Source organism: Mesorhizobium sp. M0663 (assembly GCF_040320585.1).
GTDB lineage: Bacteria > Pseudomonadota > Alphaproteobacteria > Rhizobiales > Rhizobiaceae > Mesorhizobium.
In genome coordinates this window covers 236,082-260,761 of the sequence record NZ_JAMYPX010000001.1, presented here as the reverse complement: position 1 = coordinate 260,761, position 24,680 = coordinate 236,082, and the positions used below count along the sequence as shown (strand labels likewise).

Here is a 24,680-nt window from a genome sequence, read left to right as displayed (position 1 = left end):
GCCGCGTAGTCGCCGGCGCGTGGCAGCCTTTTGATTGGGCGCCTTGCGGCTTCGAAATTGACCGATGATCGCGCGGTGGCGCCAAACTCATTCTGCGCGCAGCGCTTCGATCGGCTGTAGGCTTGCGGCCTTGCGGGCGGGATAGTAGCCGAAAAAGACGCCTACAGCCGCGGCAAAGCCGATAGCCAGCAGGACGGCGCTTAGATCGATGATCACCGGCCATTGAGCGATAGACCCAACGGCGATTGCAGCAACAATCCCAATACCAGCACCTAGAATACCCCCGAGCAGGGCAAGCGTTGCTGCCTCAACGAGAAACTGGGCAAGGATATCTCGCCGTCGCGCGCCCACCGCAAGCCGCAGTCCGATCTCGCGGACCCGCTCCGTCACCGTCGCCAGCATGATGTTCATGATGCCGATCCCGCCCACGACCAGCGAAATTGAGGCCACCGCCGAAAGCAGCAGCGACACCACGCGTGTGGTCGAACCTTCGGCATTCGCAGCTTCGGCGAGGTTGCTCACCATGAAGCTGTCTTCCTGACCTGTCCGCAACCGGTGACGCTGCCACAGGAGTTGGCGGATCGCTGCCATCGTGCCCTCGGCCGAGGTCCAATCGGCGAACTTGACGGTGATGTTGTGTACGAAGGTCGGATTGGCACGGCTCGTGCCAATGAACTGACGTCGCGCCGTCCTCAGCGGCACAAGTGCCACATCGTCCTGATCATCGCCCCACACGCTCTGGCCCTTCCGCTCCAGCAGTCCGATCACCGTGAACGGCACGTCGCGGATGCGGATCGCGGCGCCCAGCGGATCGGCTTTTCCGAACAACTTCTCCCGCATCGTCGTTCCGAGGAGCACCACGTTGGCGACGCGGTTGTTGTCCTCCGGGGTCATCTCCTGCCCGGCAACAACCCTCCACTCGCGCGCTGAGAAATATTCCGGCGTCACGCCGCGAAGCACGCCTTGCCAATTGGCGGAGCCGATCGTGAACTGCTCGCGGGCGTAGAGGAGTGGCGCCGCCACCACGACGCCGGGGATTTCCATTCCGATCGCCGCCGCGTCCTCTTCACTCAGCCGCGGCGCGCCACCGGCCCCAAGGCGGACGCTGCCCATCTTCGCACTGCCCGGACTGACGCTGATGAGGTTGGCGCCGAGGCTGCGGATCTGCGCAGTGATCCGTTCGCGCGCACCAACCCCGATCGCGATCATCACCACGACAGCGGCCACACCGATGATGATGCCCAACATGGTGAGCGCGCTGCGCATATGATGGGAGCGTAATGATCGCAGGGCGGTTCTTGTGCTACCGGACATTGTTGTACGCCAGCGCTAGACGGCGAGTGTCATCCAAAGGTCGGACCTGCTGTATGACAGGGGTGTCTGACAGAACGCGGCCGTCTCGAAAGGCTACAATGCGATCCGTATGGGCAGCTATCTCAGCCTCATGGGTGACCAGCACAATGGTCAGGCCCTCTCCATTGAGTCGGCGGAAAATTGCCATGATCTCCAGCCCTGTCTGGCTGTCGAGCGCACCAGTGGGTTCATCGGCCAGTAAAAGTAAAGGCTCCGTCACCAGGGCGCGGGCAATGGCAACGCGCTGCTGTTGTCCGCCCGAGAGTTCGGCAGGAGTATGTCTGGCCCGATCGGCGAGCCCTACCTTGGCCAGCATCGCCAGCGCTGCGCGCCGCCGCTCACCAGCCCACATGCGGCGATAGACAAGCGGCAGTTCCACATTTTCTAGTGCGCTGGCCCGCGGCAGCAGATTGAACGACTGAAACACGAAACCGATGTTCCTATTGCGGATCGCAGCGAGTTCATCGTGATGGAGTCCACCGACGTTTACCCCGTTCAGCCGATAACGGCCTTCACTCGGACTGTCGAGGCAGCCCAGTATGTTCATGAAGGTAGACTTGCCCGATCCTGAAGATCCGATCACCGCGACGAATTCGCCTCGTTGAATCGTCATGCTCACCCCTTCGAGCGCCCACACCGGCTCTCCGCCAACACGGTAGCAATGGCGCAGCCGGTCGACGTCAATCAGAGCCATGAATACCTCACCACAACCGGAACTTGACCAGGACGGAAGACGCGTCATCGTCCCGACGCGGAGCAGTAGCAAGCCCCGTAATGACCTGCTGCCCCTCAGTCAGGTCGCCTGCCAGCACCTCTGTTGCACGACCGTCGGTGATTCCAAGCCGGAGCGAGACAAGCTTCGGCTCGCGGTCTGGCCCAAATACAAATACCTCGCCCGGGCTTCCCGCCTCTACGCCCGTTTTGGCAATGGCCGGCGCGGTTGATCGCGCCTCGTCCCCGGTATCACTCGGCGGCCGAAAACGCAGGGCCGCATTGGGCACTTTCAAGACCCCCTGTCGCTTGGCCATTACCACGCTCAGATTGGCGGTCATGCCGGGCAACAGCAGCTCATCGGAATTTTGCGTACCGACCACCACTATGTATGTGACGACGTTTTGAACGACCTGCGGTGCCTTGCGTATCTGTTTTACCGTGCCGGTGAAAATTCGGTCGGGATAGGCATCGGCAGTGAAAGTAACCGGCTGCCCGAGCGCAAAACGGCTAATGTCGGCTTCCACCACGGAAGCTTCCACCTGCATCTCAGTCAGGTCTTGAGCTATGGTGAACAGTATCGGGGTCTGCAGGCTAGCCGCCAGGGTCTGACCGCCACTGACGGCGCGATTGACCACTGTGCCGGTGACCGGCGCGCGTACATAGGTGCGGTCAAGATCAATTTGGGCCTGCTGAAGCACCGCTTCCTTCTGCTTCACCTGGGCAAGCGTGTTGGCGAGCTCCGCTTCTGCCATGTTGAGGGTCGCCTTGGCGGCTCGAACGACTGCCGATTGCGACAGTTCCTCGGCCTGGGCGGCAGTCGCCTGCGCCTTGGCAGAATTGTGCGCGGTATTCTCCCGCTCCCATTCTCCCACCGCGATGATCTTCTGCTTAGCCAGGGAACGTTTGCGGTTCACTTCCTGCGCCGCACCATCGAGCGCGATTTCGGCGCGTGTAGTCTGTGCGGCTGCAGAATCATATCTGGCCTCGGCGGTCTCCATCTCTGCCCTGGCCCGCTCGATCTGCGCCCGATGTACCGAAACCTGCGTTTGCGCCATCTCCCGTTCGGCAAGGGCTTGCGCTACTCTCGCTTCGTAAATCTCCGGCTCAACCCGGGCTATCACCTGGCCTTTGGTGACCTTGGAGTTGAAGTCGACATAGAGTTCCTTCACCCGACCCGAGAGCTGAGAACCGACTTCCACCATAACTAGCGCGTTCAGCGTGCCAGCCGCCTGCACCGTTGTGACGATATCGCCGCGCTCCACGGCTTGCGAGCGATAGGCGGGGGTATCGGGCCGGATGGAGGACGGCTCGAGGAGAGCTGAGAGCTGATTGAAGGCCGACAAAACCTGGCCGGAAGTCACCGATGGTGTCGGTCCCATGGAACTCCCGGGCGTTACCGCCGCGCCGAGGATTACCGTAACGAACAAAACGCTGCGCATCATGTTCTGACCACCTCTGAGCCGGAAGGGAAAGGTAGTCCCTTCCAGCTCTTTAATCTGCACTTGGCAGTGCCGCAGAGGAATTCTACGAACCTATAGAATAAACCCGTCAACAGCCAAATACATAGATGTTTATTCGAAAATTTCGGATATTACTACTTGCAGTGGCCGGGATTACCCTCGCAGGCCGTCTCGGTCTTGTTGCCAATGTTGCCTTGGCCTTCAGCCGTATCCTGCGTTGCCGTGCCGAACGCATTGCCATTCACATCCTTCGTGGTCTCATTGCACACGCAGTCCGGAACCGACCCCGTCTTTGTACAGGAGGCCACGCCAGCGGTGCCGCAGAAGTCCGTGCACTGTGTCTGCGATACGCCGGGACAGGTCTGCGCTAGCGCTCCGCCTGTTCCAAGCAACAGTGCCCCACCCATGAAAGCCGCAGCCGCGGCCACCTTTAAACCACTACATCTACATCCAATAATCATGTTTTCCTCCGATTTTGCCAGAGCTAGAGGGTGCTGCGCAGGCCATCTCTGGCACTGGTCGGCAGCATGAGGGCGCAACAAAGCCCTCGATTCGGTTCGATCGATTATGCTGTGGGGGATGCGGAAGTTATGAGGCCGCCAGCAACGGCTTTAAGCCGCCGGGCCTCCCAAGACTCTTTCGGGTGACAAGACTCTTTCGGATGAAGGGCCCTCTGCGGCGCACAGAATCGCCGCAATACTTGGCCTGCGCAAATCGGCAGCGCCCATTGTCGTGCTCCAGTACGACTGTAAGCGGGAATATTTCTTCTTGCTAATATATTAACCATATTTGCGGAAGCTGGCAACCAGTATCTGGGATATGCGTCGGTTGAGGTGCTGCTAAATCGATTGGTAGAACGGCGTGAACATCGCAATCGGCGTCAGCCAGTATCAGTTGCGCCGCAGAGCGGGTTGATCGTGGAGCCGAGATGCACGATCACCCTGGCTTCCGGCCTACATCATCATCTCAGCACACCGGAAACCGCTTGAACTCAACTGCGGTTGAGGTTTTACAAGCCGTCCCCGAAGCGCCGCGTGCCCATTTGGAGACGAAGAGCGCTCCAATATTTTAGACCAGCGTCTAGGGAAGCTCGGGGGGCTGGATGACCAAAACAAGCACAAACGGGGTCGATTGGCGCGCGCTGTGGGCGAGCGGCGACCTGGCGCGCTTCTGCTTTATCGGCCTCGGCATCCTGCTGCACGCCACCAACGAAACCATGGTAGCAACGGTCATGCCGGCCATGGTCGGCGACCTCGCCGGCGTGCAACTGGTCGGCTGGTCGCTGGCGATCTACGAGTTCGGCGCCATCGTTGCCGGTGCGGCCGCCGGACGGCTGGTGAGCTATGTCGCGCTGCGTACCAACATGATGGTCGCCGCAATGCTCTATGCCGTCGGCGCGCTGGTCTGCGCCACCGCGCCTTCGATGCCGCTGTTCCGCCTGATCGAAGGGCTCGGTGGCGGCGCGCTGGTGTCGCTGGCCTTCGTCTCGGTCGAGCGGCTGTTTGCCCGCGCGATCTGGCCGCAGCTTTTCGGCGTCATGTCGGCGATCTGGGGTGTCGCCGCCTTCAGCGGGCCGGTGCTCGGCGCGGTCATGACCGAATTCTCGTCCTGGCGCTGGGCCTTCGGCGTCTTCACCCTCGGCGGCACGGCCATGGCGCTGGCAAGCTTCCTCGTGCTCGATACGCCTGAAGCAACGAGGCCGCAGGCGAAGGGCGGCTCGGCGCCGCCCTTCCCCTTTGCGGCACTTGGCTGCCTCGCCGGCAGCGTCGTGCTGATTGCCACTGCCGGCGTCGACATCGCCCTGCTGCGCTCGTCGCTGCTGCTCACCCTCGGCCTGATCGGCCTGGCGCTGTTTATCTATATCGACGCACTGAAGCCGCGCTCGCGCCTGTTCCCGTCGCGGCTGTTCTCATGGCGCTCGCCGGTCGGCGCGGGCATGACCATGGTCGCGGCGTTTTCGGTGGCGACCTGCTCGTTCGCGGTCTACGGGCCGCTGCTTCTGACCAGCCTGCAAGGCATTCCGATCCTGACCACCGGCTACATCATCGCCGCCGAATCGATCGCCTGGTCGATCCTGTCGATCCTCGTCGCCAATGCGCCGCCAGAGCGAGAGCGGCTGATCATCGTCGGCGGGGCGCTGATGATCGCCACGGGCGTCGCCGGTTTCGCCTATACGGTGCCGGCCGGCTCTATCCCGTTGATCCTGCTTTGTGCCTTGCTGCAAGGCGGCGGTTTCGGCATCGCCTGGCCCGTTCGTCACGCGTGTGATCGTGGCATCGGCCAAGGAAGGCGAGCAGACGATCGCCTCGGCCGCTGTGCCGACCATGCAGCGCATCGGTTATGCCGTGGGTGCGGCACTGACCGGCATCGTCGCCAACGCCAGCGGCTTTTCCGAAGGCCTGAACCGCGAGGCCGCGGCGAACGTCGCCGCCTGGCTGTTCCTCGCCTTCATACCGCTCGGCATCCTGGGATGCCTCGCCGCCCTGCGGATTTCGGGGACGACCGACACGAAGCCGGCGAAGCTGTCAATCTCCGTGGGGGAGATTGACTAGACAACGACCGTCTTCAGCCGGTCGGCGATTAGTGCCGCGAGCCGCGTCGCCACCTCGTCCTTGCTCATCTCCGGCCATTCCTCGACGCCGGCCTTCGAGACGATTCGCACCTTGTTGCGGTCGCCGCCCATCACGCCCGGGGAACCATCTTCATGCGAGACATCATTGGCGACGATAAGATCGGCGCCCTTTTTTGCGAGCTTGGCCTCGGCATTCCTGACCAGATCCTGCGTCTCCGCGGCGAAACCGACCACCAGCATCGGCCGCTTTTTGTGGTGCCCGACACCGGCAAGAATATCGGGATTTTCCACCATCTGCAGCGAGGGCGGCCCCTCGCCCGCCATCTTCTTGATCTTTTCCCCGGCCGAACTTTGAGTGCGCCAGTCGGCGACAGCCGCGACGAACACCGCCGCGTCGGCCGGCAGCAACTGCTCGACCGCGTCCTTCATCTCGACGGCGGTTTCGACGTGCAGCGTGGCGACGCCGGCCGGATCGGCAATGCCGACCGGGCCGGAGACGAGACGCACGTCGGCGCCGAGCCTGGCCAGCGCCGCCGCGATGGCGTGGCCCTGCTTGCCCGACGAGCGGTTGGCGATGTAGCGCACCGGGTCGATCGGTTCATGCGTCGGTCCGGAAGTGACGATGATCCTCCTGCCTGCCAGCGGCTTTGGCCGGCTGTCGAGCAGCGCCTCGATCGCGGTGACGATCTTCAGCGGCTCGGCCATGCGGCCCTCGCCCACCTCGTTGCTCTCGGCCATCTCGCCCTTCGCCGGGCCGACGAATGCGACGCCGTCCTTGCCCAGCATCGAGCGGTTGCGGCGGACCGCCGGATGCGCCCACATTTTCGGGTTCATCGCCGGCGCCATCAAAACTCGCTTGTCGGTGGCGATGAGCACGGTCGAGGCAAGGTCGTTGGCGTGGCCATTGGCGAGCTTTGCCATCAGGTCGGCGGTGGCCGGCGCCACGACCAAAAGGTCGGCTTCGCGCGACAGCCGGATGTGGCCGATGTCGTGCTCGTCCTGCCGATCGAACAATTCGGTGAAGACGTGGTCGGCCGACAGCGCCCCGGCCGACAGCGTAGTGACGAACTCCTGCGCCGCCGCGGTCATCACCACGCGCACCGAAGCACCGCGCTCGCGCAGCCGGCGGATCAGGTCGAGCGCCTTGTAGGCGGCGATGCCGCCGCCGATGATCAGCAGGATGCGCTTGCCGGAGAGGATGCCTCGCGGGCTGGAGACGGCGACCACCGGCGTTGCTGGACTCTGCGAACTCGTCAGTTCGCGCAGTGTTTTCTCGATCTGGTCGATGCGACCGGCCGAACCGAACTGACCTTCGACCGCTGCGCGGATCATCACCCGCGCTTGGTCTTCCATCGACCGGCCATTCTCCGCCGCCAGTCGGCGCAGCAGGTCCTTGACCTCGTCATCAAGGTTGCGGATCGTGATGCTGGCCATCTGATTGCACCTTGCCCGGAATTGCTGAGTGCAATGATAGCAATGCAATCACTTTGCAACAAGCGCTAGAATATACGCCAGGCGATATACACCAGCGTCAGCGCGATCACCCACAGCGCCAGCCGGCCGGAGCGGGTGTGGCGCGCCTCGGCTTTGCCGATCGCGTCCGCCGTCCCCTCGTCGAAGCGCAGGCCGTTTTCGGCCATCAGGTCGATCTCACGCGACAGCCGCTCGGTACGGGCGGCGAGGTCCGGTGCCTGACGGGCCAGCGCCAGCAGCGCGTTGGCACCGTCGCGCGCATCGGCCAGCAGGGCGCGCGGGCCGAGATTGCGGGCAATCCAGCCGCTGACCACCGGCTCCGACGTCTTCCACATGTTGAAGGCCGGGTCGAGGGTGCGGGCGACGCCTTCGACAACGACCATGGTCTTCTGCAGCAGCACCAGTTCGGACCGCGTCGCCATGTCGAAGAGGTCGGTCACCTCGAACAGCAGCGTCAACAGCTTGGCCATCGAGATGGTCTCGGCCGGCTGGCCGTGGATCGGTTCGCCGATCGCCCGGATCGCCTGGGCGAAAGCCGCGACATTGTGCTGGCGCGGCACGTAGCCGGCCTCGAAATGAACTTCGGCGACGCGCTGGTAATCGCGCGTGATGAAGCCGTAGAGGATTTCGGCGAGGAACCGGCGCTCCTTCCTGCCGAGCCGGCCGGCAATGCCGAGATCGACGGCGACGATGGTGCCGTCGGCTTCGATAAACAGGTTGCCCGGGTGCATGTCGGCGTGGAAGAAACCGTCACGCAGCGTATGGCGCAGAAACGACTGAACGAGGTTGGCGGCAATCGCCTTCAGGTCGTGGCCGGCGGCGGCTAGGCCGGCAATATCGTTCATCTTGATGCCGTCGACCCATTCCATGGTCAGCACGTCGCGACCGGTGCGCTCCCAGTCGACCGACGGCACACGGAAGCCGGGATCGTCCTTGGTATTCTCGCCGAGCTCCGAAAAAGCCGCCGCCTCCAGCCTCAGGTCCATTTCGATTTTGGTCGTCTGGGCCAGTGTCTCCGTCACCTCGACCGGCCGCAGCCGGCGCGACGACGGGATGTATTTTTCCTGCAGCCGGGCGGCGAGGAAATAGCTCTCGAGATCGCGAAAGAAGCGGCGGCGCACGCCCGGCCGGATGACCTTTACTGCTACCCGGGTAATGACGCCGTCCTGCAGGGCTTCGGCGGTATGAACCTGGGCGATCGAGGCGGCGGCGACGGCCTCGCCGAAACTGACATAGAGCTCGTCGATCTTGCGTCCGAGCGAGGCTTCTATCGCTGCAACGGCCTCGGCCTTCGCAAACGTCTGCATCTTGTCCTGCAGCATGGCGAGATCGAGCGCTATGTCGTTGCCGACGACGTCCGGCCGTGTCGCCAGGAACTGGCCGAGCTTGACGTAGGATGGGCCGAGCCGCACGACCGCCTTGGCCAGCCGGTCGCCGCGCTCGTAGGCAAGCGCGCGACGGCGGGTGAATAGCCGGGCCATGCGCCAGCCGAATTTCGGCAGGCCGAAGAGCTCGTCGCCGGGCAAAGCCGCGATGACGCCTTCGCGGACCAGTACCCAGCCGGCCCGCACGAGCCTGAAACCAGCGCCGATGCTGCTCATGGCTGGCTTTGCCCCGCCGATCTCCTGGACCGGCGAAGAGCACATTGATTACGAAAGATACGGGCCAGCCTCAAAGCTTCCAGCCCGAGTGGAGCGCGGCGATGCCACCGGAATAATTGCGAAACGAGGCGCGGTCGAAGCCGGCGCGGGAGATCATCGCTGCGAAATTCACCTGATTGGGAAATTTGCGGATCGATTCGACTAAATAGGAATAGGGCTCGCCATCGCCGGTCACCGCCTTGCCGATCCGCGGAATGGCGTTGAACGACCATGCCTCATAGACCTTGTCGAGCAGCGGCATCTCGACCTCGGAAAATTCAAGGCAGAGAAAGCGCCCGCCAGGCTTCAGCACGCGATAGGCTTCGGCAAGCGCCACATCGATGCGCGGCACGTTGCGGATGCCGAAAGCAATGGTGTAGGCATCGAAAGTAGCGTTGGCAAAAGGCAGTTCCTCGGCATTGGCCCCGACGAAATCGGTATTTGCCGACAGGCCCTTTTTCTCGGCCCGGTCGCGGCCGACGGCGAGCATCGAGCCGTTGATGTCGAGCACCGTCGCATGGGCATGCCTGCCGCTCGCCTCGACGATGCGGAAGGCGACGTCGCCGGTGCCGCCGGCTACGTCGAGAACGCTCCAGCCCGGCCGCTTCGGTGGATTGAGCCAGGCGACCATGGCGTCCTTCCACAACCGATGCAAGCCGGCCGACATCAGGTCGTTCATCAGGTCGTAGCGGTTTGCCACCTTGTGGAAAACATCATTGACCAGGGACTGCTTGTCGCCTGGTCCTACCCGCCTGAAACCATAGGAGGTTTCCATGCCGCCCGCAGCAGTGGTTCTTTCAACCGACATCGTTTTGATCCGCCATAAAATCGGCGGGACCATAGCCGATCGATGGTGCGGGCGCTATTGTTTAAGGCGCGGTGTTCGGCCGCGCTTCGAAGCAGGTTCCGGAAAAGTGTCACACGGTTTTCCGACAGGAACTTGCGTCATAAGAAAAAGCCTGACGGGATAATTGAATGCCTTTGAAAGCAGAACTGCACTGCCACATCGAAGGGGCAGCGGCGCCTGAACTCGTCCTCCGCCAGGCTGAGAAATACGGCAAGGATGCCTCGCCCTACATCCAGGACGGCTCCTTCGTCTGGCACGACTTCACCTCTTTCCTCGCCGCCTACGACTTCTCGTCGGACCTGTTCCGCACCGAAGAAGACTATGCGCGGCTGGCCGATCATTACCTGACCAGCCTCGCCCGCGACGGCGCCATCTATTCCGAGGTTTTCACCTCGCCCGACCATGCCAGCAAGGCCGGGCTGTCGCCGAAGGCCTATACCGACGCGCTCGGCGAAGGCATGGCCCGCGCCAAGGCGAAGACCGGCATCGAAGGCCGCATGATCGTCACCGGCGTGCGCAATTTCGGTGTCGAATCGATCGAGCGAGCGGCGCGTTTCGCCGCGCGCTGCGGGCATCCGCTGGTCACCGGTTTCGGCGTCGCCGGCGACGAGCGGATAGGCGACCTGGAAGATTATGTCAGGGCCTTCGAGATCGCCCGCGAGGCCGGCCTCGGCATCACCGTCCATGCCGGCGAATTGATGGGCTGGGAGAGCGTCGAGGCGGCACTCGACCACATCCGCCCGTCTCGCATCGGCCATGGCGTGCGCGCCATCGAGAACCCCGAGCTTGTGCGGCGCATCGCCGACGAAGGCGTCGTGCTCGAATGCTGCCCTGGCTCCAACATCGCCCTGAAAATCTTCGACAGCTTCGCCGACCATCCCTTCCCCGCCTTGCGGGCAGCGGGCTGCAAGGTGACGCTCAACTCCGATGACCCACCCTATTTCTGGACCTCGCTGAAACGCGAATACGACATCGCTGCCGAGCATTTTGCGATGGACGACAAGGCGCTCACCGCCGTCACCAGGACGGCCATCGAGGCAGCCTTCGTCGACAGGAAGACCAGGGCGGTGCTGCTGGGCAGGCTCGGCGCCAAGGGCAGGTGAATGGTGAATGGTGAATGGTGAATGGTTCACCCGGCGCTTCGGTTCGTCAACCGCGAGTTTTTCCGCGCAACCAAGGACTCGCAAACCAGTTCACTATTCACTATTCACCATTCACCATTCATTTGCGCAGTTGGAGAACACCATGAAGGGCGTCACCGTCGTCGACCATCCGCTTGTCCAGCACAAGCTGACCATCATGCGCAAGAAGGAAACCTCGACGGCCGGCTTCCGGCGGCTGCTGCGCGAGATCTCGCTGCTGCTCGGCTACGAGGTCACCCGCAACCTGGAACTGACGACGACGACCATCGAGACGCCGATCGAGACGATGGAGGCGCCGACGCTGGAGGGCAAGAAACTGGTCTTCGCCTCGGTGCTGCGCGCCGGCAACGGCTTGCTCGAAGGCCTGCTCGATCTGGTGCCGGCGGCGCGTGTCGCCCATATCGGCCTCTATCGCGACCATGAGACGCTGGAAGCGGTCGAGTATTTCTTCAAGGCGCCGGGCGACCTCGCCGACCGGCTGGTGATCGTCGTCGACCCGATGCTGGCGACCGCCAATTCGGCGATCGCGGCGATCGACAAGCTGAAAGGCCGCGGTGCCACCAACATCCGCTTCCTCTGCCTGCTGGCGGCACCAGAGGGCCTCGAGCGGTTTACCCAGGCGCATCCCGATGTTCCGGTCTTCACCGCTTCCATCGACCGCCAGCTCAACGAAAAGGGCTATATCATGCCGGGTCTCGGCGATGCCGGCGACCGCATGTACGGCACCAAATAGATCCGTTTACCGATTGTTTACGCAAACGGCTGGTTTCCGCACTCGTTAAAGCGGCAATCACCATGTCGGACTAAGGATCGGCAACCACAAAGGCCGGTCCATGCTGCGCAAGCTCCTCATCCTTGGCGTGTTTGCCGGAACGTCGGCATCGCTGCCGATCGTCTATCAGTCCAATTCACAGGTAATCGAGCGGCTGTTGAAATCCGCCATCGGAGCCAGGCCGGCCGACACACAAACCGACCTGAATCTCGCCGCCGTCCCGGACAGGCCCACAACGCCGCAGCCGCTCGGCCGCAAGGTCGTGGTCACCGCGGACTCGCGCGGGCATTTCATGTCGGTCTTCAAGTTGAACGGCCGCCAGATCGACGGCATGATCGATACCGGTGCCACGCTCGTCGCCATCAACACCTCGACTGCGCGCAGGATCGGCATCTCGCTCAATTCGACGGACTTCAGCCATCAGGTCAACACCGCCAATGGTGCGATCAAGGCCGCCGTGGTGACGATTGATCGCCTGCAGATCGGCAAGATCACCGTCGAGGGCGTCGAGGCCGTCGTGCTCGACGACAGGGCGCTGCACACCAACCTGATCGGCATGAGCTTTCTGCAGCGACTCGAAAAATACCAGGTCGAAGACGGCAAGCTGCTGCTGGTTCAGTAAAACGTGATCCCGAACCGCAGGTCCGCGCCAGCGAAAAGTGGGGACCGGTTTTCGGACAAGATCGTGGTCCAAAGAAAGATAGAGCCCATCCGATACCATCGGAATGGCTCTACCCGCGCGGCAGGATCCGCCGGATGACGGTTTTCTCCGTGGCCGGTTTGGAAGTGCCGATGGTATAGGCCGAAAGCACGGCGGCCGCGGCCGCTTCGGCATCCCCGCTATTGCGGGCATGGACCAGCGCCAGCGCTTCGCCGGCCCGCACTTCAGCGCCGACCGGCAACAGCCTGGTGATGCCGACGGCGTGATCGATCCTGTCGTCGGGCCGCGTCCGCCCGCCGCCAAGCCCGACCACGGCAAGCCCGATCTCGCGGGTCGCGATGCCGGTGACAAAGCCGTTCGCGCTCGCCTTGACCGCGAATTCCGTTGCCGCTTTCGGCAAATATTTTTCCGGATTGTCGACAAAGTCGACGGGACCACCCAGTGCCGCCACCATGCGCGCGAAGACGGCAGCGGCGCGGCCGCCGGCCAGCGTTTCGGCGGCGCGGCGCAGGCCGTCCTGGTTGGACGACACCAGGCCTGCCGATTGCAGCATCTCGGCGGCCAGCGCCAGCGTCACGTCCTCCAGCCGCCGGTCGCGAAAGCGGCCGGTGAGAAAATCGACGGCGTTGCGCACCTCGACCGTATTGCCGGCGGCGGACGCCAGCGGCTCGTTCATGCCGGTGACCAGCGCCGAGGCCTTAAGGCCGGCGCCATTGGCGACGTCGACCAGGCTGTTGGCCAGTGCGGTTGCGTCGCGCGATTTCTCCATGAAGGCGCCGTTGCCGACCTTGACATCGAGCACCAGCGAACCAAGGCCGGCCGCCAGCTTCTTCGACAGGATCGAGGCGGTGATCAGCGGCACCGATTCCACCGTTCCTGTCACATCGCGGATCGCGTAGAGCCTGGCGTCGGCGGGTGCCAGATCGGCGGTCTGGCCGATGACGGCACAGCCGGTTTCGAGCACGGTCTTGCGGAACCGCGCAACATCCGGCTGGCTGATATAGCCGGGGATCGCATCCATCTTGTCCAGTGTGCCCCCGGTATGGCCCAGACCCCTGCCGGAAATCATCGGCACATAGGCGCCGCAGGCAGCGACGATCGGCGCCAGCATCAAGGAGACATTGTCGCCGACGCCGCCCGTCGAATGCTTGTCGGTGACAGGGCCGGGCAGATCCGACCAGTCGAGCACATCGCCGGAATCGCGCATCGCCATAGTCAGCGCCACCGCCTCGTCGCGGCTCATGCCGTTGAAGAACACCGCCATGGCAAAGGCGCCGACCTGCGCGTCGGTGACTGTGCCGGCGGTCAGACCCTCGATGAAGAACGCTGTCTCCTCAGCCGAGAGCTTCTGGCCGTCGCGCTTGCGGCGGATGATTTCCTGGGGAAGCATCAGGCGTCGACCCTGTGCTCCGGAAGCCCGTCCTGAAAAACACGCTGCAGAATGGTCGCCAGCCGCGCGCCGCCGACCGGCGCCATGTCCTTGGTCTCCTGGTGCGACAGCTCGGCTCCGGTCATGCCGGCGGCAAGGTTGGTCACGACCGAACACGCGGCGACGCGCAGCCCAAGGAAGCGGGCGAGAATGACCTCCGGCACCGTCGACATGCCGACTGCGTTGGCGCCCATGACGCGCGCCATGCGGATCTCGGCGGGCGTCTCGAAGCATGGGCCGGAGAACCACATATAGACGCCCTTGTGCAGCGTGGCCCCGATGGCCTTCGCCGCCTGCTCGATGGCGGAGCGGAGACCGGCGTCGTAGGCTTCGGTCAGGCCGACGAAACGGCGGTCGCTCGGTTCGCCGATCAGCGGGTTGGAGCCCGAGAAATTGATGTGGTCGGTGATCAGCATCACCGAGCCCGGGCCCATCCCGGGATCGACCGAACCGGCGGCGTTGGTGAGGATCAGCCTGGAGATGCCGAGGCCGGCGAGCACCTCGAGTGCCGGCCGCATCGCCGCCGCGTTGCCGTGCTCGTAATAATGCGCCCGGCCGGACAGCATCAGCACCGGCGTGCCGGCAAAGAGCCCCGCCACCACCTCGCCGGCATGGCCGCTGACGCCGCTTCGGGGAAACCCCGGCAAGTCGGCGTAGGAGATGCGCACCGCATCCTCGACCTGGTCGACAAGCCCGCCAAGCCCTGACCCCAGCACCAAGGCGGTGGTCGGCGCCAGCCCGTCCAGCCTTTCGACGAGGTGATCGAGCGCTTCCTTCATTTCAGCACATCGCCTTCAAACCCGTATGGCAGCAACTCGCCCATGGTCACGGTCTCAACCACGCCGCTATCATCGCAGAGATAGAATTTCGTCTCCGGCCGGCAGAATTCCGCCAGCCGCTGCCGGCAGCCGCCGCAGGGCGAGCATTTTGCCACGCGTTCGGCGATCACGGCGATTTCCGTGATCTTGCCGCCGCCGCCCATGACGTAGTGGCCGAGCGCGGTGGTTTCGGCGCACCAGCCCTCCGGATAGGACGCGATCTCGACATTGGCGCCGGTGAAGACACGGCCGTCCTCGGTGCGCAACGCCGCGCCGACCGGAAATTTCGAATAGGGCGCATAGGCCTTGGCCATGGCGGCTTTCGCCGCTTCGAACAGATCATGAGCCATGATAGATCAGCGTTCCTTGACATACGGCACGCCGCCGGCGCGCGGCGGGATTGCCTTGCCGATGAAGCCGGCAAGCAGGATGACGGTCAGCACATAGGGCAGCGCCTGCATGAATTGCACCGGCACCTTGCCGATCATTGGCAGTGGCGTGCCTTGCAGGCGGATCGACGCCGCGTCGAGGAAGCCGAACAGCAGGCAGGCGAACATGGCGTTGACCGGTTTCCATTTAGCGAAGATCAGCGCGGCCAGCGCGATGTAGCCCTTGCCGGCGGTCATGTCCTTCACGAAGCCGCCATTCTGCACCATCGACAGATAGGCGCCGGCAATGCCGGTGAGCACGCCGGTGCAGATCAGCGCCCGGTAGCGCAGCCAGGCGACTGATATGCCGGCGGTGTCGACGGCGGCGGGGTTCTCGCCGACGGCGCGCAGGCGCAAGCCGAAGCGGGTGCGAAACAGCACCCACCAGGTGAACGGCACGGCCAGGAAGGCGAGATAGACCAGCACGGAATGGCCGGAGATGAGTTCCGAATAGATCGGCCCGAGGATCGGCACGCTCCTGAACGCCTCCGCGCCCGGCCAGGTGATTGCCTCGAACCGCTCGCCGGCGGCCAGCGCCGGCGTGCGCCCGCCTTGCTGGAACCAGGCTTGGCCGAGCATGATCGTCGATCCGGCGGCAATGAAATTGATCGCGACACCCGAGACGATCTGGTTGCCGCGATGGGTGATCGAGGCAAAGCCGTGGATCAGCGCGAAGGCAACCGAAATGAGGATGGCCATGCCGAGGCCGAGATAGGCCGAGTGGAAGACCGAGGCGGCGGCCGCACCGGCGAAGGCGCCGACCAGCATCTTGCCCTCGAGCCCGATGTCGAAGACGCCGGCGCGCTCCGAATAGAGGCCGGCGAGGCAGGCGAGCAGCAAGGGCACCGACAGGCGGATGGTCGAGTCCAGGACCTGCACGATGGCGTTGAAGAAATCCATCTCAGGCGCCCTTCCCCTTGACCGCTTCCATGCCGACCGATCTCGGGCTGAGCGAGGCGAACAGCGCCTGGACATAGGGCCGGAACATATGCTCGAGCGCACCGGCGAACAGGATGACCAGGCCCTGGATGATGACGATCATGTCGCGGCTGATCGCCGGCATCTCGAAGGCGAGTTCGGCGCCGCCCTGGTAGAGCATGCCGAACAATATTGCCGCCATGACGATGCCGACCGGATGCAGGCGGCCCATCAGCGCCACCGCGATGCCGACGAAACCGGCGCCCGAAACGAATTCGAGTGCGACATTGTGCTGGTCGCCCATCGTCGGGTTGAGCGCCATCATGCCGGCTAGCGCGCCCGAGATCATCATCGCGATAATGATGATGCGGATCTCCGAAATGCCGGCATAGCGCGCCGCTTTCGGGCTGTGGCCATAGGTGCGCATCTCGTAGCCGAGCTTGGTGCGCCAGATCAGCACCCACACCAGGAAGGCCATGGCTAGCGCCAGCAGGGAACTGACGTTGAATGGCGCCGAACGGATTTTGGCGCCGAACAACTCGATGACCCAGTTGAGCTTCGGCAGTTGCGCGCCTTCGAGGAAGGTGCGCGTCTGCGGTGCCATCGAGGCGGGGGGCTTCAAGTACCCGACCAGCGCACGGACCATGACGCTGGCGGCGATGAAATTGAACATGATGGTGGTGATGACGATGTGCGAGCCGCGCTTGGCCTGCAGATAGGCCGGGATCAGCGCCCACAGCGCGCCCATCGCCGCGGCGGCGATAATGGCGATCGGGAAGGTCAGCCACCAAGGCAGCACGCTGTCGAAGGCCAGGCAAACAATGCCAATGCCGAGACCGGCGATATAGCCCTGGCCCTCGCCACCGATGTTGAACAGGCCGCAATGCGCCGCAACCGCCACCGAAAGCCCGCTGAAGATGAAGGTGGTGGCATAGAAAAGCGTGAACGCGATGCCTTGGCCGCGGCCGAAGGCACCCTCGACCAGGACGACGGCTGCGCGCAGTGGGTTCTCGCCAACCAATATGACGACGAAGCCGGCAACGACGAAGGCGACGAACAGGTTGATCAGCGGGATCAGGACGTAGTCGGCCCAGGCCGGCAGCTTGGCATAGGGAGTGCTCATTCCGCCGCCTCGCGCTGCTCGACGCCGGCCATCAGCAGGCCGAGCTCGCCCTCGGTCGCGTCGGGGCCGCGTTCCCCGACGATGCGGCCGGCAAACATCACCAGGATGCGGTCGGACAGCGAGCGGATCTCGTCGAGCTCGACCGAAACCACCAGCACCGCCTTGCCCTGGTCGCGCATGGCGATGAGGCGCTTGTGGATGAATTCGATGGCGCCGACATCGACGCCGCGTGTCGGCTGGCCGACGATCAACACGCCGGGATCTTGTTCCATTTCCCGCGCAAGCACGATCTTCTGCTGGTTGCCGCCGGAGAAATTGGCGGTCTTGAGGCGGCAGTCCGCCGGGCGGATGTCATATTTGACGATCTTGTCCCGGGCATCGTTACGGATGGCGTCGATGTCAAGGAACGGCCCCTTCAGATAGCGCTCGTCGTCCTGGTAGCCGAGGATCGAATTCTCGTTCTCCTCGAAGGCCAGCACCAGCCCGACATGATGGCGGTCCTCCGGCACATGGGCGAGGCCGCGCTCGCGCAGTTCACCGGGATCGGCGGCGCCGGTGAGGTCGATCGGCTTTCCGTCGAGCATGACGGAGCCCGAAACGGCATGCCTGATGCCGGAAATCGCCTCGAGCAGTTCGGACTGCCCGTTGCCGGCGACGCCGGCAATGCCGACGATCTCCCCGGCATGGACGTCGAAGGAGACGTCGTCGACCATGGTGACGCCGCGAGAATCCTTCACCGTCAGGTTCTTGACCGCGAGCTTGACGCCGCCGGCCTTCGCCTCGCCCTTTTCGACGCGCAGCAGCACGCGCCGGCCGACCATCAGTTCGGCCAGCTCCTCGACCGTGGTCTTCCTGGTTTCGCGTGTCGCCACCATGGTGCCCTGGCGCATCACCGAGACCGTGTCGGTGATCGCCATGATCTCGCGCAGCTTATGGGTGATCAGCACGATCGTCTTGCCCTGCTCCTTCAACTGCCTGAGGATGCGGAACAGGTGGTCGGCCTCGGCCGGCGTCAGCACGCCTGTCGGCTCGTCGAGGATCAGGATCTCGGCGCCGCGATAGAGCGCCTTGAGGATTTCGACGCGTTGCTGCAGGCCGACCGGCAACTCCTCGATGATGGCGTCCGGATCAACTTCGAGCCCGTATTCGCGCTCGAGCCGCTCCAGCTCGGAACGCGCCTTGGCGATGCTCTTCTTCAGCAGCGCATCGCTTTCGGCGCCGAGAATGACGTTTTCCAGCACCGAGAAATTGTCGACCAGCATGAAATGCTGATGCACCATGCCGATGCCGAGCGCGATCGCATCATTCGGTGTCTTGATCGATGCCGGCTGCCCACCGACACGGATTTCGCCGGAATCGGCCTGGTAGAAACCATAGAGGATCGACATCAGCGTCGACTTGCCGGCGCCGTTTTCGCCGACGATGCCATGGATAGTGCCGCGCATAATCTCCAGATTGATGTCGCGGTTGGCGCGCACGGCGCCAAAGCTCTTGTCGATGCCGATCAGCTCGATTGCGGCTTGCGCCATGCAGCCTGTTCCCACTGTTATTTTTTTACCGCTTGGTCAAACGCCTAGCATGACGCCCAGTCTGTGCCAATTGGGTCCGTACCAATTGGCCGGAGCAGGGTTCACTCTCGACAAATCCCGCCATGCTTGTCAATTTCCAACGTGGCCGCAGCCTGCACAATCGCCTGATCGAGGATTTCAAATGACCATGCCCGAGGACCGGCTGACGACGCTGGAAATCCGCGCCGCCGAGCAGGAGAAGACCATCGAGGAACTGTCCGGCCAGATCGCCGAGCAGTGGAAGGTGATCGAGCGCATGCAGCGCAAGCTCGACGCGCTGGCCGAGCGCTTCCTGGCGCTGGAGGAACAGGCCGCGCCCGACGTGCCGGTGACCAAGCCGCCACACTGGTGAGCGGGCCGATAAGACAAAACCGCCGGGCTTTCACCCGGCGGCTCGTCAGTTCAGCGGTGCCAGTCGATCAATAACGGCAATCGATCAATACGGGCAGGCATTGTCCGACATATAGTCGTGCACCTTGATGGTGCCGGCTATGATGTCGGCCTTGGCCTTTTCGACCGCCGCCTTCATCGCATCGTCGACAAGCGCCTTGTTGTTGTCGTCCATTGCGTAGTCGACGCCGCCTTCCTTGAGGCCGAGATCGTTGACGCCGGCCGTGAACTTGCCGTCCTTGGCATCCATGAAGGTGTTGTAGACGGCAACGTCGACGCGCTTGACCATGGAGGTCAGCACCTTGCCGGGCTGCAGGCCGTTCTGGTTGGAATCGACGCCGATGCCGAGCTTGCCGGCGTCGGCCGCTGCCTGCAGCACGCCGACACCGGTGCCGCCTGCCGCCGCGTAGACCACGTCGGCGCCCTGGTCGATCTGCGTCTTGGCGATCTCGCCGCCCTTGGCCGGATCGTTCCAGGCTGCGGGCGTATCGCCGGTCATGTTCTGGATGACGTCGGTGGCGCCGGCCGCCTTTGCGCCGCCGACATAGCCGCAGCCGAACCTGCGGATCAGCGGAATGTCCATGCCGCCGACGAAGCCGACCTTCTTGGTCTTGGAAGCCATCGCCGCCATCACGCCGACGAGGTAGGAGCCTTCCTGCTCCTTATAGACCAGCGAGCGGACATTGGGCTTGTCAACGACCATGTCGATGATGGCGAATTTGGTGTCGGGGAACTCGGTGGCGATCTTGTCAAGCGCGTCAGCCCACGAGAAGCCCGCCATGACGATGGGGTTGCGACCGTCCTCGGCGAAACGGCGCAGCGCCTGCTCGCGCTGGGTGGCGTTGCTGACCTCGAATTCCACATAGGGGATGCCGGTCTCGGTCTTGAACTTTTCAGCGCCGTGGAACGACGCCTCGTTGAACGACTTGTCGAACTTGCCGCCGAGATCATAGAGGATCGCGGGTTGAATGTCCGCGGCGAAGGCCGGAAGAACCATTGCAGCTGCGGCCATGAGGCCGAGAACGATACGTTTCATGTGATCCACACCCCTGTCGGTTATTTGTCCATTATGCACCGCATGCCGGCCCGGTTCTCCGGCAGGCATGCGGCGTCAGGCAGGAGTGTCTTCCTCCCGCTTCGGGTCAATCTGGCACGGCCCGAAACAAAATTCACGTGGAATTTTGACCCTTTGGAAAAGCATGGCGCCGCATCGCGGCGCCACAGCATATTCCTTGCGTCAGGAGCATAAAATCAGGCGGAGACGGCGGCCGGAATGGCGCAGGAGACGCCGGTTCCCTGCAGGCCGCAATAGCCGTAGGGGTTCTTCGCCAGATATTGCTGGTGGTCTTCCTCGGCGAAGTAGAATTCCGGCGCCGGCGCGATCTCCGTGGTGATCTTGCCGCGTCCGGCGCCGCGCAGCGAACCCTCGTAGGCGTCGCGCGAGGCGATCGCAGCCTGGTGTTGAGCGTCGTTGAGCGTATAGATCGCCGAGCGGTAAGTGGTGCCGACATCATTGCCCTGGCGCATGCCTTGTGTCGGGTCGTGGCTTTCCCAGAACAGCTTCAAGAGCTCGGCATAAGACACGATCTTGGGGTCGTAGACGACGAGTACGACTTCGGCATGGCCGGTGAGCCCCGTGCAGGTTTCCTGATAGGTCGGGTTGGGCGTGACGCCGCCGGCATAGCCGGCCGCCGTGACCCAGACGCCCTTGACTTGCCAGAACAGGCGCTCGGCGCCCCAGAAGCAGCCCAGGCCGAACATCGCCGTTTCCATCCCTTCGGGATAAGGACCCTTGAGCGGCCTGTTCGAGACAAAGTGCTTCGATGCGGTCGGGATCGGCCGGTCGCGGCCGGGCAACGCCTCGGAGGGTTTCGGCAGGTTGAGCTTCTTGTTCAGCATGTCGCTGAGAAACATGTGTGGGTTCCTTTTCTTCTTGGTTGAGCCTCCCCGGTACGGAACACCGGGTCAGGCTGGAAATGTCAGGTTGCGGCGAACCGCCCGCTGGGGCGCTGCCGCCTGTAACCGATGGCAAAAAGAATGAACGCCAGGACCGCGAACACGGCAAAGCCGGGCTGGCTGAGCACCCAGGCGATGGCACCGTCCCACAGCAGCGGGTTGATCTTATCGCGGACGAAGCTTTCGAAGGCGCTGCGCGTATCCGGCGAGACAGCGAGCCAGCTGGTGTTGAGCGGGGTCATCACCAGCGCCGAAGCCGCCACCGAGCGGGTCGCATCGAGCACGGCCATGATGACCGAAACCGAAAGCGCGACCATTGCAGCGAGACGAAAGACGAAGCGGAACATCCGGACCCTTCCTCCCCAGGAGTTTATCAGAATGTCGTGTCGGACTGTTAAATAGGACCTGCGCGCTTTATCCGCAATCGCGACACGTGAAGTTGAACCCGCGACCGCCGGTTCGCCGGAACCGGTGGTGCGCCGGACGGCAAGCACAACCTCCGCCGATCGTTTCGATAGGCTCCGAACGGGTGCCCCAGCGGCATGGGCTGAGCATCCGTATCCGGCAAAGCGAATAGACTGCCGTTATGTCTTGGCATTCGGCACCGGATCGACTAGATGAGCCCCGCGCCTGTTGCTTTGACGGCTCGGGTGCGGGGAAAGGGTATCCGCTGGTTGACGGCGCCCACGGCCGGAATTCCGGCCGGAATCCCACAGGAGAGGCATCTCCCCAACCCGCGCGGCGAAACCGGCCGCGGCGAAAATGCTAAAGGATGGAGAGGTGGCCGAGTGGTTGAAGGCGCACGCCTGGAAAGTGTGTTTACGGGAGACCGTAACGCGGGTTCGAATCCCGCTCTCTCCGCCAGTTGCCTCGCCAAATTGCTGAAATACCTAATAAATTTCATGGCTCGCAGTATTTGACCCACTTTTTGCCCCACATAATTGTGTGGATTAAAATGGCTGTCACAGGCTTTCTCTGGACGCTATCTCTAGCAAGAGCGCTTCATTGTGGAGCGAAGTTGAGCGCCCCTCCAACTATGTGAGTCTGGGGCCGGATGGTCCTGTCACTACGGGGACGACGGCGACGTTGGCGGGTGTGTGGAGAGGCTTTGATTTTGGTGGGCGTGTTGACCTGTCGCCCGATCCTGTGGGGAGCGAAAGATGGTGACGATACTGAAGTGGATTGCCATCGCTGTACTTGGGCTGCTGGCATTGATGCATGCGGCACTGACTGCTTCACTGATCTGGCACATGTTCCGCTACGATGTACCCGGAGCTTGGATTGCGGAGCCCGAATTAGTCAGGCAATACCTGATTCCGCTGGCTTCCATTTTTGGTCTCTTGATACTGATGCGATACGCCAAGCCGACCGAAAGAAAGGCGTGCATCGCAGTTCTCGCTGCCGTTACTGTGTCCTTTGCGCTGTTTCTATTGTTGCATTTAACCGGTCGATTGACGATCAAATAGAGGGGACACTTTGGGCCCGCGCAGCGATTTTTGGCTGTTCTGCATGCTGATTTTTGCCTCTGATAGTGCTTCGCGCGGGTAGAATTTTGCGTTCGCGGCCTGCAAATTTTGTCATCGAATCCGGTTTGCGCGCACGAAATTTGGGCTCTTCTTGCGGTAAGCTAGCGCGGTTTCTCGTGCATCGGCGAGCGAGATGATCGACGTGCCGCCCAATCCGATGTCTCTACGCCTGCCTTGGACGATGATCCGGAGGAGCCAACGCTTCGCTCCCGACGGGTCCACGACGGGGTAAAGGCCATTGCCATCGGCATATCGTCCCGGAGTCTTAGCCTGCCGCACCTCGATCGCGCTTAGCGCCTTGTCCGGGTGCTTTCCCGATTTTTGCATCGTCCGCCCAACTCACCCCACCCCACATTTTCACCCACATTGTATCGGCGATTTTGTTGGACGGCAATGAATGTCGTTGGACGAACTGAAAAATTAACGACTTGATTTCAAAGCGTTATTGGACGTCATTGGCCGCAGACGAACAGCCGACTGGCTGCCGCTCTCTCCGCCAGATAAATCTCACCGGTTCGCCAGCCTAAAGGGACGCTGGACGGCTACTGCCGCTGCGGTGCAGGTATCTTGGGGCAGGCAGAGGGCGCGCGAAGGCTACGGAGCGGCTTTCATCTTCGCCGCACCCTTACCTCAGATCAGCCTACAACCAATCGGCCCGCGCTTCACCAGAAGCACGGGCTTGGTCGACTCGGCGCCATCGCCGCCCCGTCTAGCGCGGGACCGCTTGTATTCCCGAGACCGAGCGCTCTGTTTCGGCGGAGAAAACCACGAAGGCAAAGATCAGCACGGCGACAGCGACAATCATTGAGCCGGTGGCGACGATCGGCTCGAGCGCCGGGTTTCCCTGCAGCATCAGGTAAAGCGCCGGCAGCATCACGACCAAGCCGAGATTGTAGACGCCGTAGTGGATCATGGCGCTCCTGCGGGCAGCCTTCGCCGGATTCAGCGCATAATAGCCGCCGAATATCGCACTGGTGACCCACCCCAGCAGGTTGATGTGCGCGTGAGCCGGAAACGCGCCGTGATCGCCTGAAATTGCCATCTGCAGGCCAGCTGCAATTCCCAGAATAAGAAAGACGATGGCTGTCTTGAAAAAGAGCTCCGAAACTTTAGGCATGCTATTTCTCCCAAACCCGTTTTGCCGCCGCATCATGCTGTGGTTCCGGCGATCTTGCCAAGGGACCGTCGGGCCTGCGGAAGCATGTGTTGCCGGCCTGACAGCCCGTTGGCGACCGGTCGCCGGGCCTAGCCGGTTGCGAGTCCAGCCGGCAAAAAATATGCGCTTACGCTAATTTAATTGCAACATCACCGGCCAGGCTTCGATGTCGTTCTCGCTAGCGAACTGTCCTGCGCGATGGTGGTGCCCATACGCGCCAAAGGTCTGCCCGTCAGTGTTGCAGCAGGGCCTCGCCAAACTTCTCCCACAGCTGTTCGCAATCTGTTGCTCTGAGGCTGGGGGTTCCGAGTGGGCCATATCTGATGACGGCGGCGTGAACATCATAGCCAACGATAGGTGCATTGGCGACAAAGTGGATAGCCTCGCCCAATCGGCGAGAGCCAATTGGCGCATCGGTTTTGTTGGTGATGTCGAAGACACCACAAATATCCACTTCCTGGTTCCTGGCTGCCAACGCAGCTTCCATTACCTGTTCGTGCATCATCGAAGTCTCTCCTATCGGTCTAAGTCTAAGAACCGCGGCTTGTGTTGGCCCGGCAACTGACAACCGGCAAATCGAAGTGCCTTTTGCAGCATCTCGATTGGCTCTTGCTGCGAGCCACTCCGCCCGCTCCCGCGGCAAGCCGATAAGGCAACTGCCAGCGAAATCCGCAGGCACATCCACGGTCGCATCAAGCACGGCCCACGTGCCAGTCGGCTCCTGAATGGGCAAA

General features: G+C 62.8%; 23 protein-coding genes, 1 tRNA gene and 1 pseudogene. 7 read left to right on the top strand and 18 right to left on the bottom strand.

Going from position 1 to position 24,680, the window contains the following annotated elements; translation table 11 throughout:
• Positions 1 to 87: 87 nt before the first annotated feature.
• From NKI54_RS01305 to NKI54_RS01295, 3 genes are read right to left on the bottom strand one after another with little or no spacing between them, the layout of a single operon-like run.
• Positions 88 to 1,248, bottom strand: a complete 1,161-nt coding sequence (locus NKI54_RS01305) for an ABC transporter permease (protein ID WP_352690425.1) — start codon at positions 1,246 to 1,248, stop codon at positions 88 to 90.
• Positions 1,249 to 1,303: 55 nt separating this feature from the next.
• Positions 1,304 to 2,047 carry an ABC transporter ATP-binding protein gene (locus NKI54_RS01300; RefSeq protein ID WP_352568182.1) on the bottom strand — a complete coding sequence of 248 codons (744 nt, stop codon included), beginning with the start codon at positions 2,045 to 2,047 and terminating at the stop codon, positions 1,304 to 1,306.
• 7 nt (positions 2,048 to 2,054) lie between these two features.
• Entirely contained in the window at positions 2,055 to 3,509 is a 1,455-nt protein-coding gene (locus tag NKI54_RS01295; RefSeq protein WP_352568183.1) for an efflux RND transporter periplasmic adaptor subunit, read from the bottom strand.
• A gap of 1,120 nt (positions 3,510 to 4,629) precedes the next feature.
• Between NKI54_RS01295 and NKI54_RS01290 the strand changes: the two are divergent.
• Positions 4,630 to 6,079, top strand: a pseudogene (locus NKI54_RS01290) (MFS transporter).
• Here the strand turns inward: NKI54_RS01290 and coaBC are convergent.
• The 3 genes from coaBC to ubiE all read right to left on the bottom strand — a co-directional run bounded on the left by coaBC (position 6,076) and on the right by ubiE (position 10,020).
• Positions 6,076 to 7,533 (bottom strand): bifunctional phosphopantothenoylcysteine decarboxylase/phosphopantothenate--cysteine ligase CoaBC, encoded by a 1,458-nt coding sequence (gene coaBC, locus NKI54_RS01285; RefSeq protein ID WP_352690422.1) that lies wholly within the window; start codon positions 7,531 to 7,533, stop codon positions 6,076 to 6,078. The pseudogene NKI54_RS01290 and the gene coaBC overlap by 4 nt on opposite strands.
• Before the next feature lie 65 nt (positions 7,534 to 7,598).
• Complete coding sequence (ubiB, locus tag NKI54_RS01280; protein ID WP_352576200.1) at positions 7,599 to 9,173, bottom strand: 2-polyprenylphenol 6-hydroxylase; 1,575 nt, start codon at positions 9,171 to 9,173, stop codon at positions 7,599 to 7,601.
• 70 nt (positions 9,174 to 9,243) lie between these two features.
• A complete protein-coding gene (gene ubiE / locus NKI54_RS01275) occupies positions 9,244 to 10,020 on the bottom strand; it encodes a bifunctional demethylmenaquinone methyltransferase/2-methoxy-6-polyprenyl-1,4-benzoquinol methylase UbiE (protein WP_352690419.1) in 777 nt (258 codons plus the stop codon).
• A gap of 167 nt (positions 10,021 to 10,187) precedes the next feature.
• Here ubiE and NKI54_RS01270 point away from each other — a divergent pair, with 167 nt between their 5' ends.
• From NKI54_RS01270 to NKI54_RS01260, 3 genes are all read left to right on the top strand, one after another.
• Positions 10,188 to 11,162, top strand: a complete 975-nt coding sequence (locus NKI54_RS01270; RefSeq protein ID WP_352454014.1) for an adenosine deaminase — start codon at positions 10,188 to 10,190, stop codon at positions 11,160 to 11,162.
• A gap of 142 nt (positions 11,163 to 11,304) precedes the next feature.
• The gene (upp, locus tag NKI54_RS01265; protein WP_023675320.1) at positions 11,305 to 11,934 is read left to right on the top strand and encodes a uracil phosphoribosyltransferase; all 630 of its coding nucleotides are present in this window, start codon (positions 11,305 to 11,307) and stop codon (positions 11,932 to 11,934) included.
• A gap of 100 nt (positions 11,935 to 12,034) precedes the next feature.
• A complete protein-coding gene (locus NKI54_RS01260) occupies positions 12,035 to 12,595 on the top strand; it encodes a TIGR02281 family clan AA aspartic protease (RefSeq protein WP_352568187.1) in 561 nt (186 codons plus the stop codon).
• A 109-nt stretch (positions 12,596 to 12,704) separates the two neighbouring features.
• Here the strand turns inward: NKI54_RS01260 and deoA are convergent, their stop codons facing one another.
• The 6 genes from deoA to NKI54_RS01230 are packed head-to-tail and all read right to left on the bottom strand — an operon-like array spanning position 12,705 to position 18,879.
• Positions 12,705 to 14,024, bottom strand: a complete 1,320-nt coding sequence (gene deoA, locus NKI54_RS01255; protein WP_352633713.1) for a thymidine phosphorylase — start codon at positions 14,022 to 14,024, stop codon at positions 12,705 to 12,707.
• The gene (locus NKI54_RS01250; protein WP_352633715.1) at positions 14,024 to 14,842 is read right to left on the bottom strand and encodes a purine-nucleoside phosphorylase; all 819 of its coding nucleotides are present in this window, start codon (positions 14,840 to 14,842) and stop codon (positions 14,024 to 14,026) included. Before NKI54_RS01250 ends, deoA begins: the two co-directional genes overlap by 1 nt.
• A complete protein-coding gene (gene cdd, locus NKI54_RS01245; protein ID WP_023675315.1) occupies positions 14,839 to 15,231 on the bottom strand; it encodes a cytidine deaminase in 393 nt (130 codons plus the stop codon). Before cdd ends, NKI54_RS01250 begins: the two co-directional genes overlap by 4 nt.
• A gap of 6 nt (positions 15,232 to 15,237) precedes the next feature.
• Entirely contained in the window at positions 15,238 to 16,209 is a 972-nt protein-coding gene (locus tag NKI54_RS01240) for an ABC transporter permease (RefSeq protein ID WP_352576206.1), read from the bottom strand.
• A gap of 1 nt (position 16,210) precedes the next feature.
• On the bottom strand, positions 16,211 to 17,350 hold the full coding sequence (locus tag NKI54_RS01235; RefSeq protein WP_352576208.1) for an ABC transporter permease: 1,140 nt from the start codon (positions 17,348 to 17,350) through the stop codon (positions 16,211 to 16,213).
• Positions 17,347 to 18,879, bottom strand: coding sequence for an ABC transporter ATP-binding protein (locus NKI54_RS01230; protein ID WP_352616400.1), 1,533 nt, complete (start codon positions 18,877 to 18,879; stop codon positions 17,347 to 17,349). Before NKI54_RS01230 ends, NKI54_RS01235 begins: the two co-directional genes overlap by 4 nt.
• A 181-nt stretch (positions 18,880 to 19,060) precedes the next feature.
• Here NKI54_RS01230 and NKI54_RS01225 point away from each other — a divergent pair, with 181 nt between their 5' ends.
• Positions 19,061 to 19,270 (top strand): SlyX family protein, encoded by a 210-nt coding sequence (locus NKI54_RS01225; RefSeq protein WP_031211352.1) that lies wholly within the window; start codon positions 19,061 to 19,063, stop codon positions 19,268 to 19,270.
• Between the two features lie 84 nt (positions 19,271 to 19,354).
• Here the strand turns inward: NKI54_RS01225 and NKI54_RS01220 are convergent, their stop codons facing one another.
• The 3 genes from NKI54_RS01220 to NKI54_RS01210 all read right to left on the bottom strand — a co-directional run bounded on the left by NKI54_RS01220 (position 19,355) and on the right by NKI54_RS01210 (position 21,611).
• Positions 19,355 to 20,344 carry a BMP family lipoprotein gene (locus NKI54_RS01220; protein ID WP_292657345.1) on the bottom strand — a complete coding sequence of 330 codons (990 nt, stop codon included), beginning with the start codon at positions 20,342 to 20,344 and terminating at the stop codon, positions 19,355 to 19,357.
• Positions 20,345 to 20,559: 215 nt separating this feature from the next.
• Complete coding sequence (gene msrA, locus NKI54_RS01215) at positions 20,560 to 21,222, bottom strand: peptide-methionine (S)-S-oxide reductase MsrA (protein WP_352633718.1); 663 nt, start codon at positions 21,220 to 21,222, stop codon at positions 20,560 to 20,562.
• Positions 21,223 to 21,287: 65 nt separating this feature from the next.
• Entirely contained in the window at positions 21,288 to 21,611 is a 324-nt protein-coding gene (locus NKI54_RS01210) for a hypothetical protein (protein ID WP_352633720.1), read from the bottom strand.
• Between the two features lie 427 nt (positions 21,612 to 22,038).
• On the opposite strand from NKI54_RS01210, the gene NKI54_RS01205 reads away from it, so the two are divergent.
• Together NKI54_RS01205 and NKI54_RS01200 are read left to right on the top strand one after the other, a co-directional pair.
• A tRNA-Ser gene (locus NKI54_RS01205) sits at positions 22,039 to 22,128 on the top strand.
• A 296-nt stretch (positions 22,129 to 22,424) separates the two neighbouring features.
• Positions 22,425 to 22,730: a hypothetical protein gene (locus tag NKI54_RS01200; RefSeq protein ID WP_352448285.1), complete on the top strand. Its 306-nt coding sequence runs from the start codon at positions 22,425 to 22,427 to the stop codon at positions 22,728 to 22,730.
• Between the two features lie 111 nt (positions 22,731 to 22,841).
• Here the strand turns inward: NKI54_RS01200 and NKI54_RS01195 are convergent, their stop codons facing one another.
• The 3 genes from NKI54_RS01195 to NKI54_RS01185 all read right to left on the bottom strand — a co-directional run bounded on the left by NKI54_RS01195 (position 22,842) and on the right by NKI54_RS01185 (position 24,451).
• Positions 22,842 to 23,117, bottom strand: coding sequence for an Arm DNA-binding domain-containing protein (locus tag NKI54_RS01195; RefSeq protein WP_352633722.1), 276 nt, complete (start codon positions 23,115 to 23,117; stop codon positions 22,842 to 22,844).
• A 382-nt stretch (positions 23,118 to 23,499) separates the two neighbouring features.
• A complete protein-coding gene (locus tag NKI54_RS01190) occupies positions 23,500 to 23,907 on the bottom strand; it encodes a hypothetical protein (RefSeq protein WP_352448423.1) in 408 nt (135 codons plus the stop codon).
• Between the two features lie 271 nt (positions 23,908 to 24,178).
• Entirely contained in the window at positions 24,179 to 24,451 is a 273-nt protein-coding gene (locus NKI54_RS01185) for a hypothetical protein (protein ID WP_352448287.1), read from the bottom strand.
• Between the last annotated feature and the right edge of the window lie 229 nt (positions 24,452 to 24,680).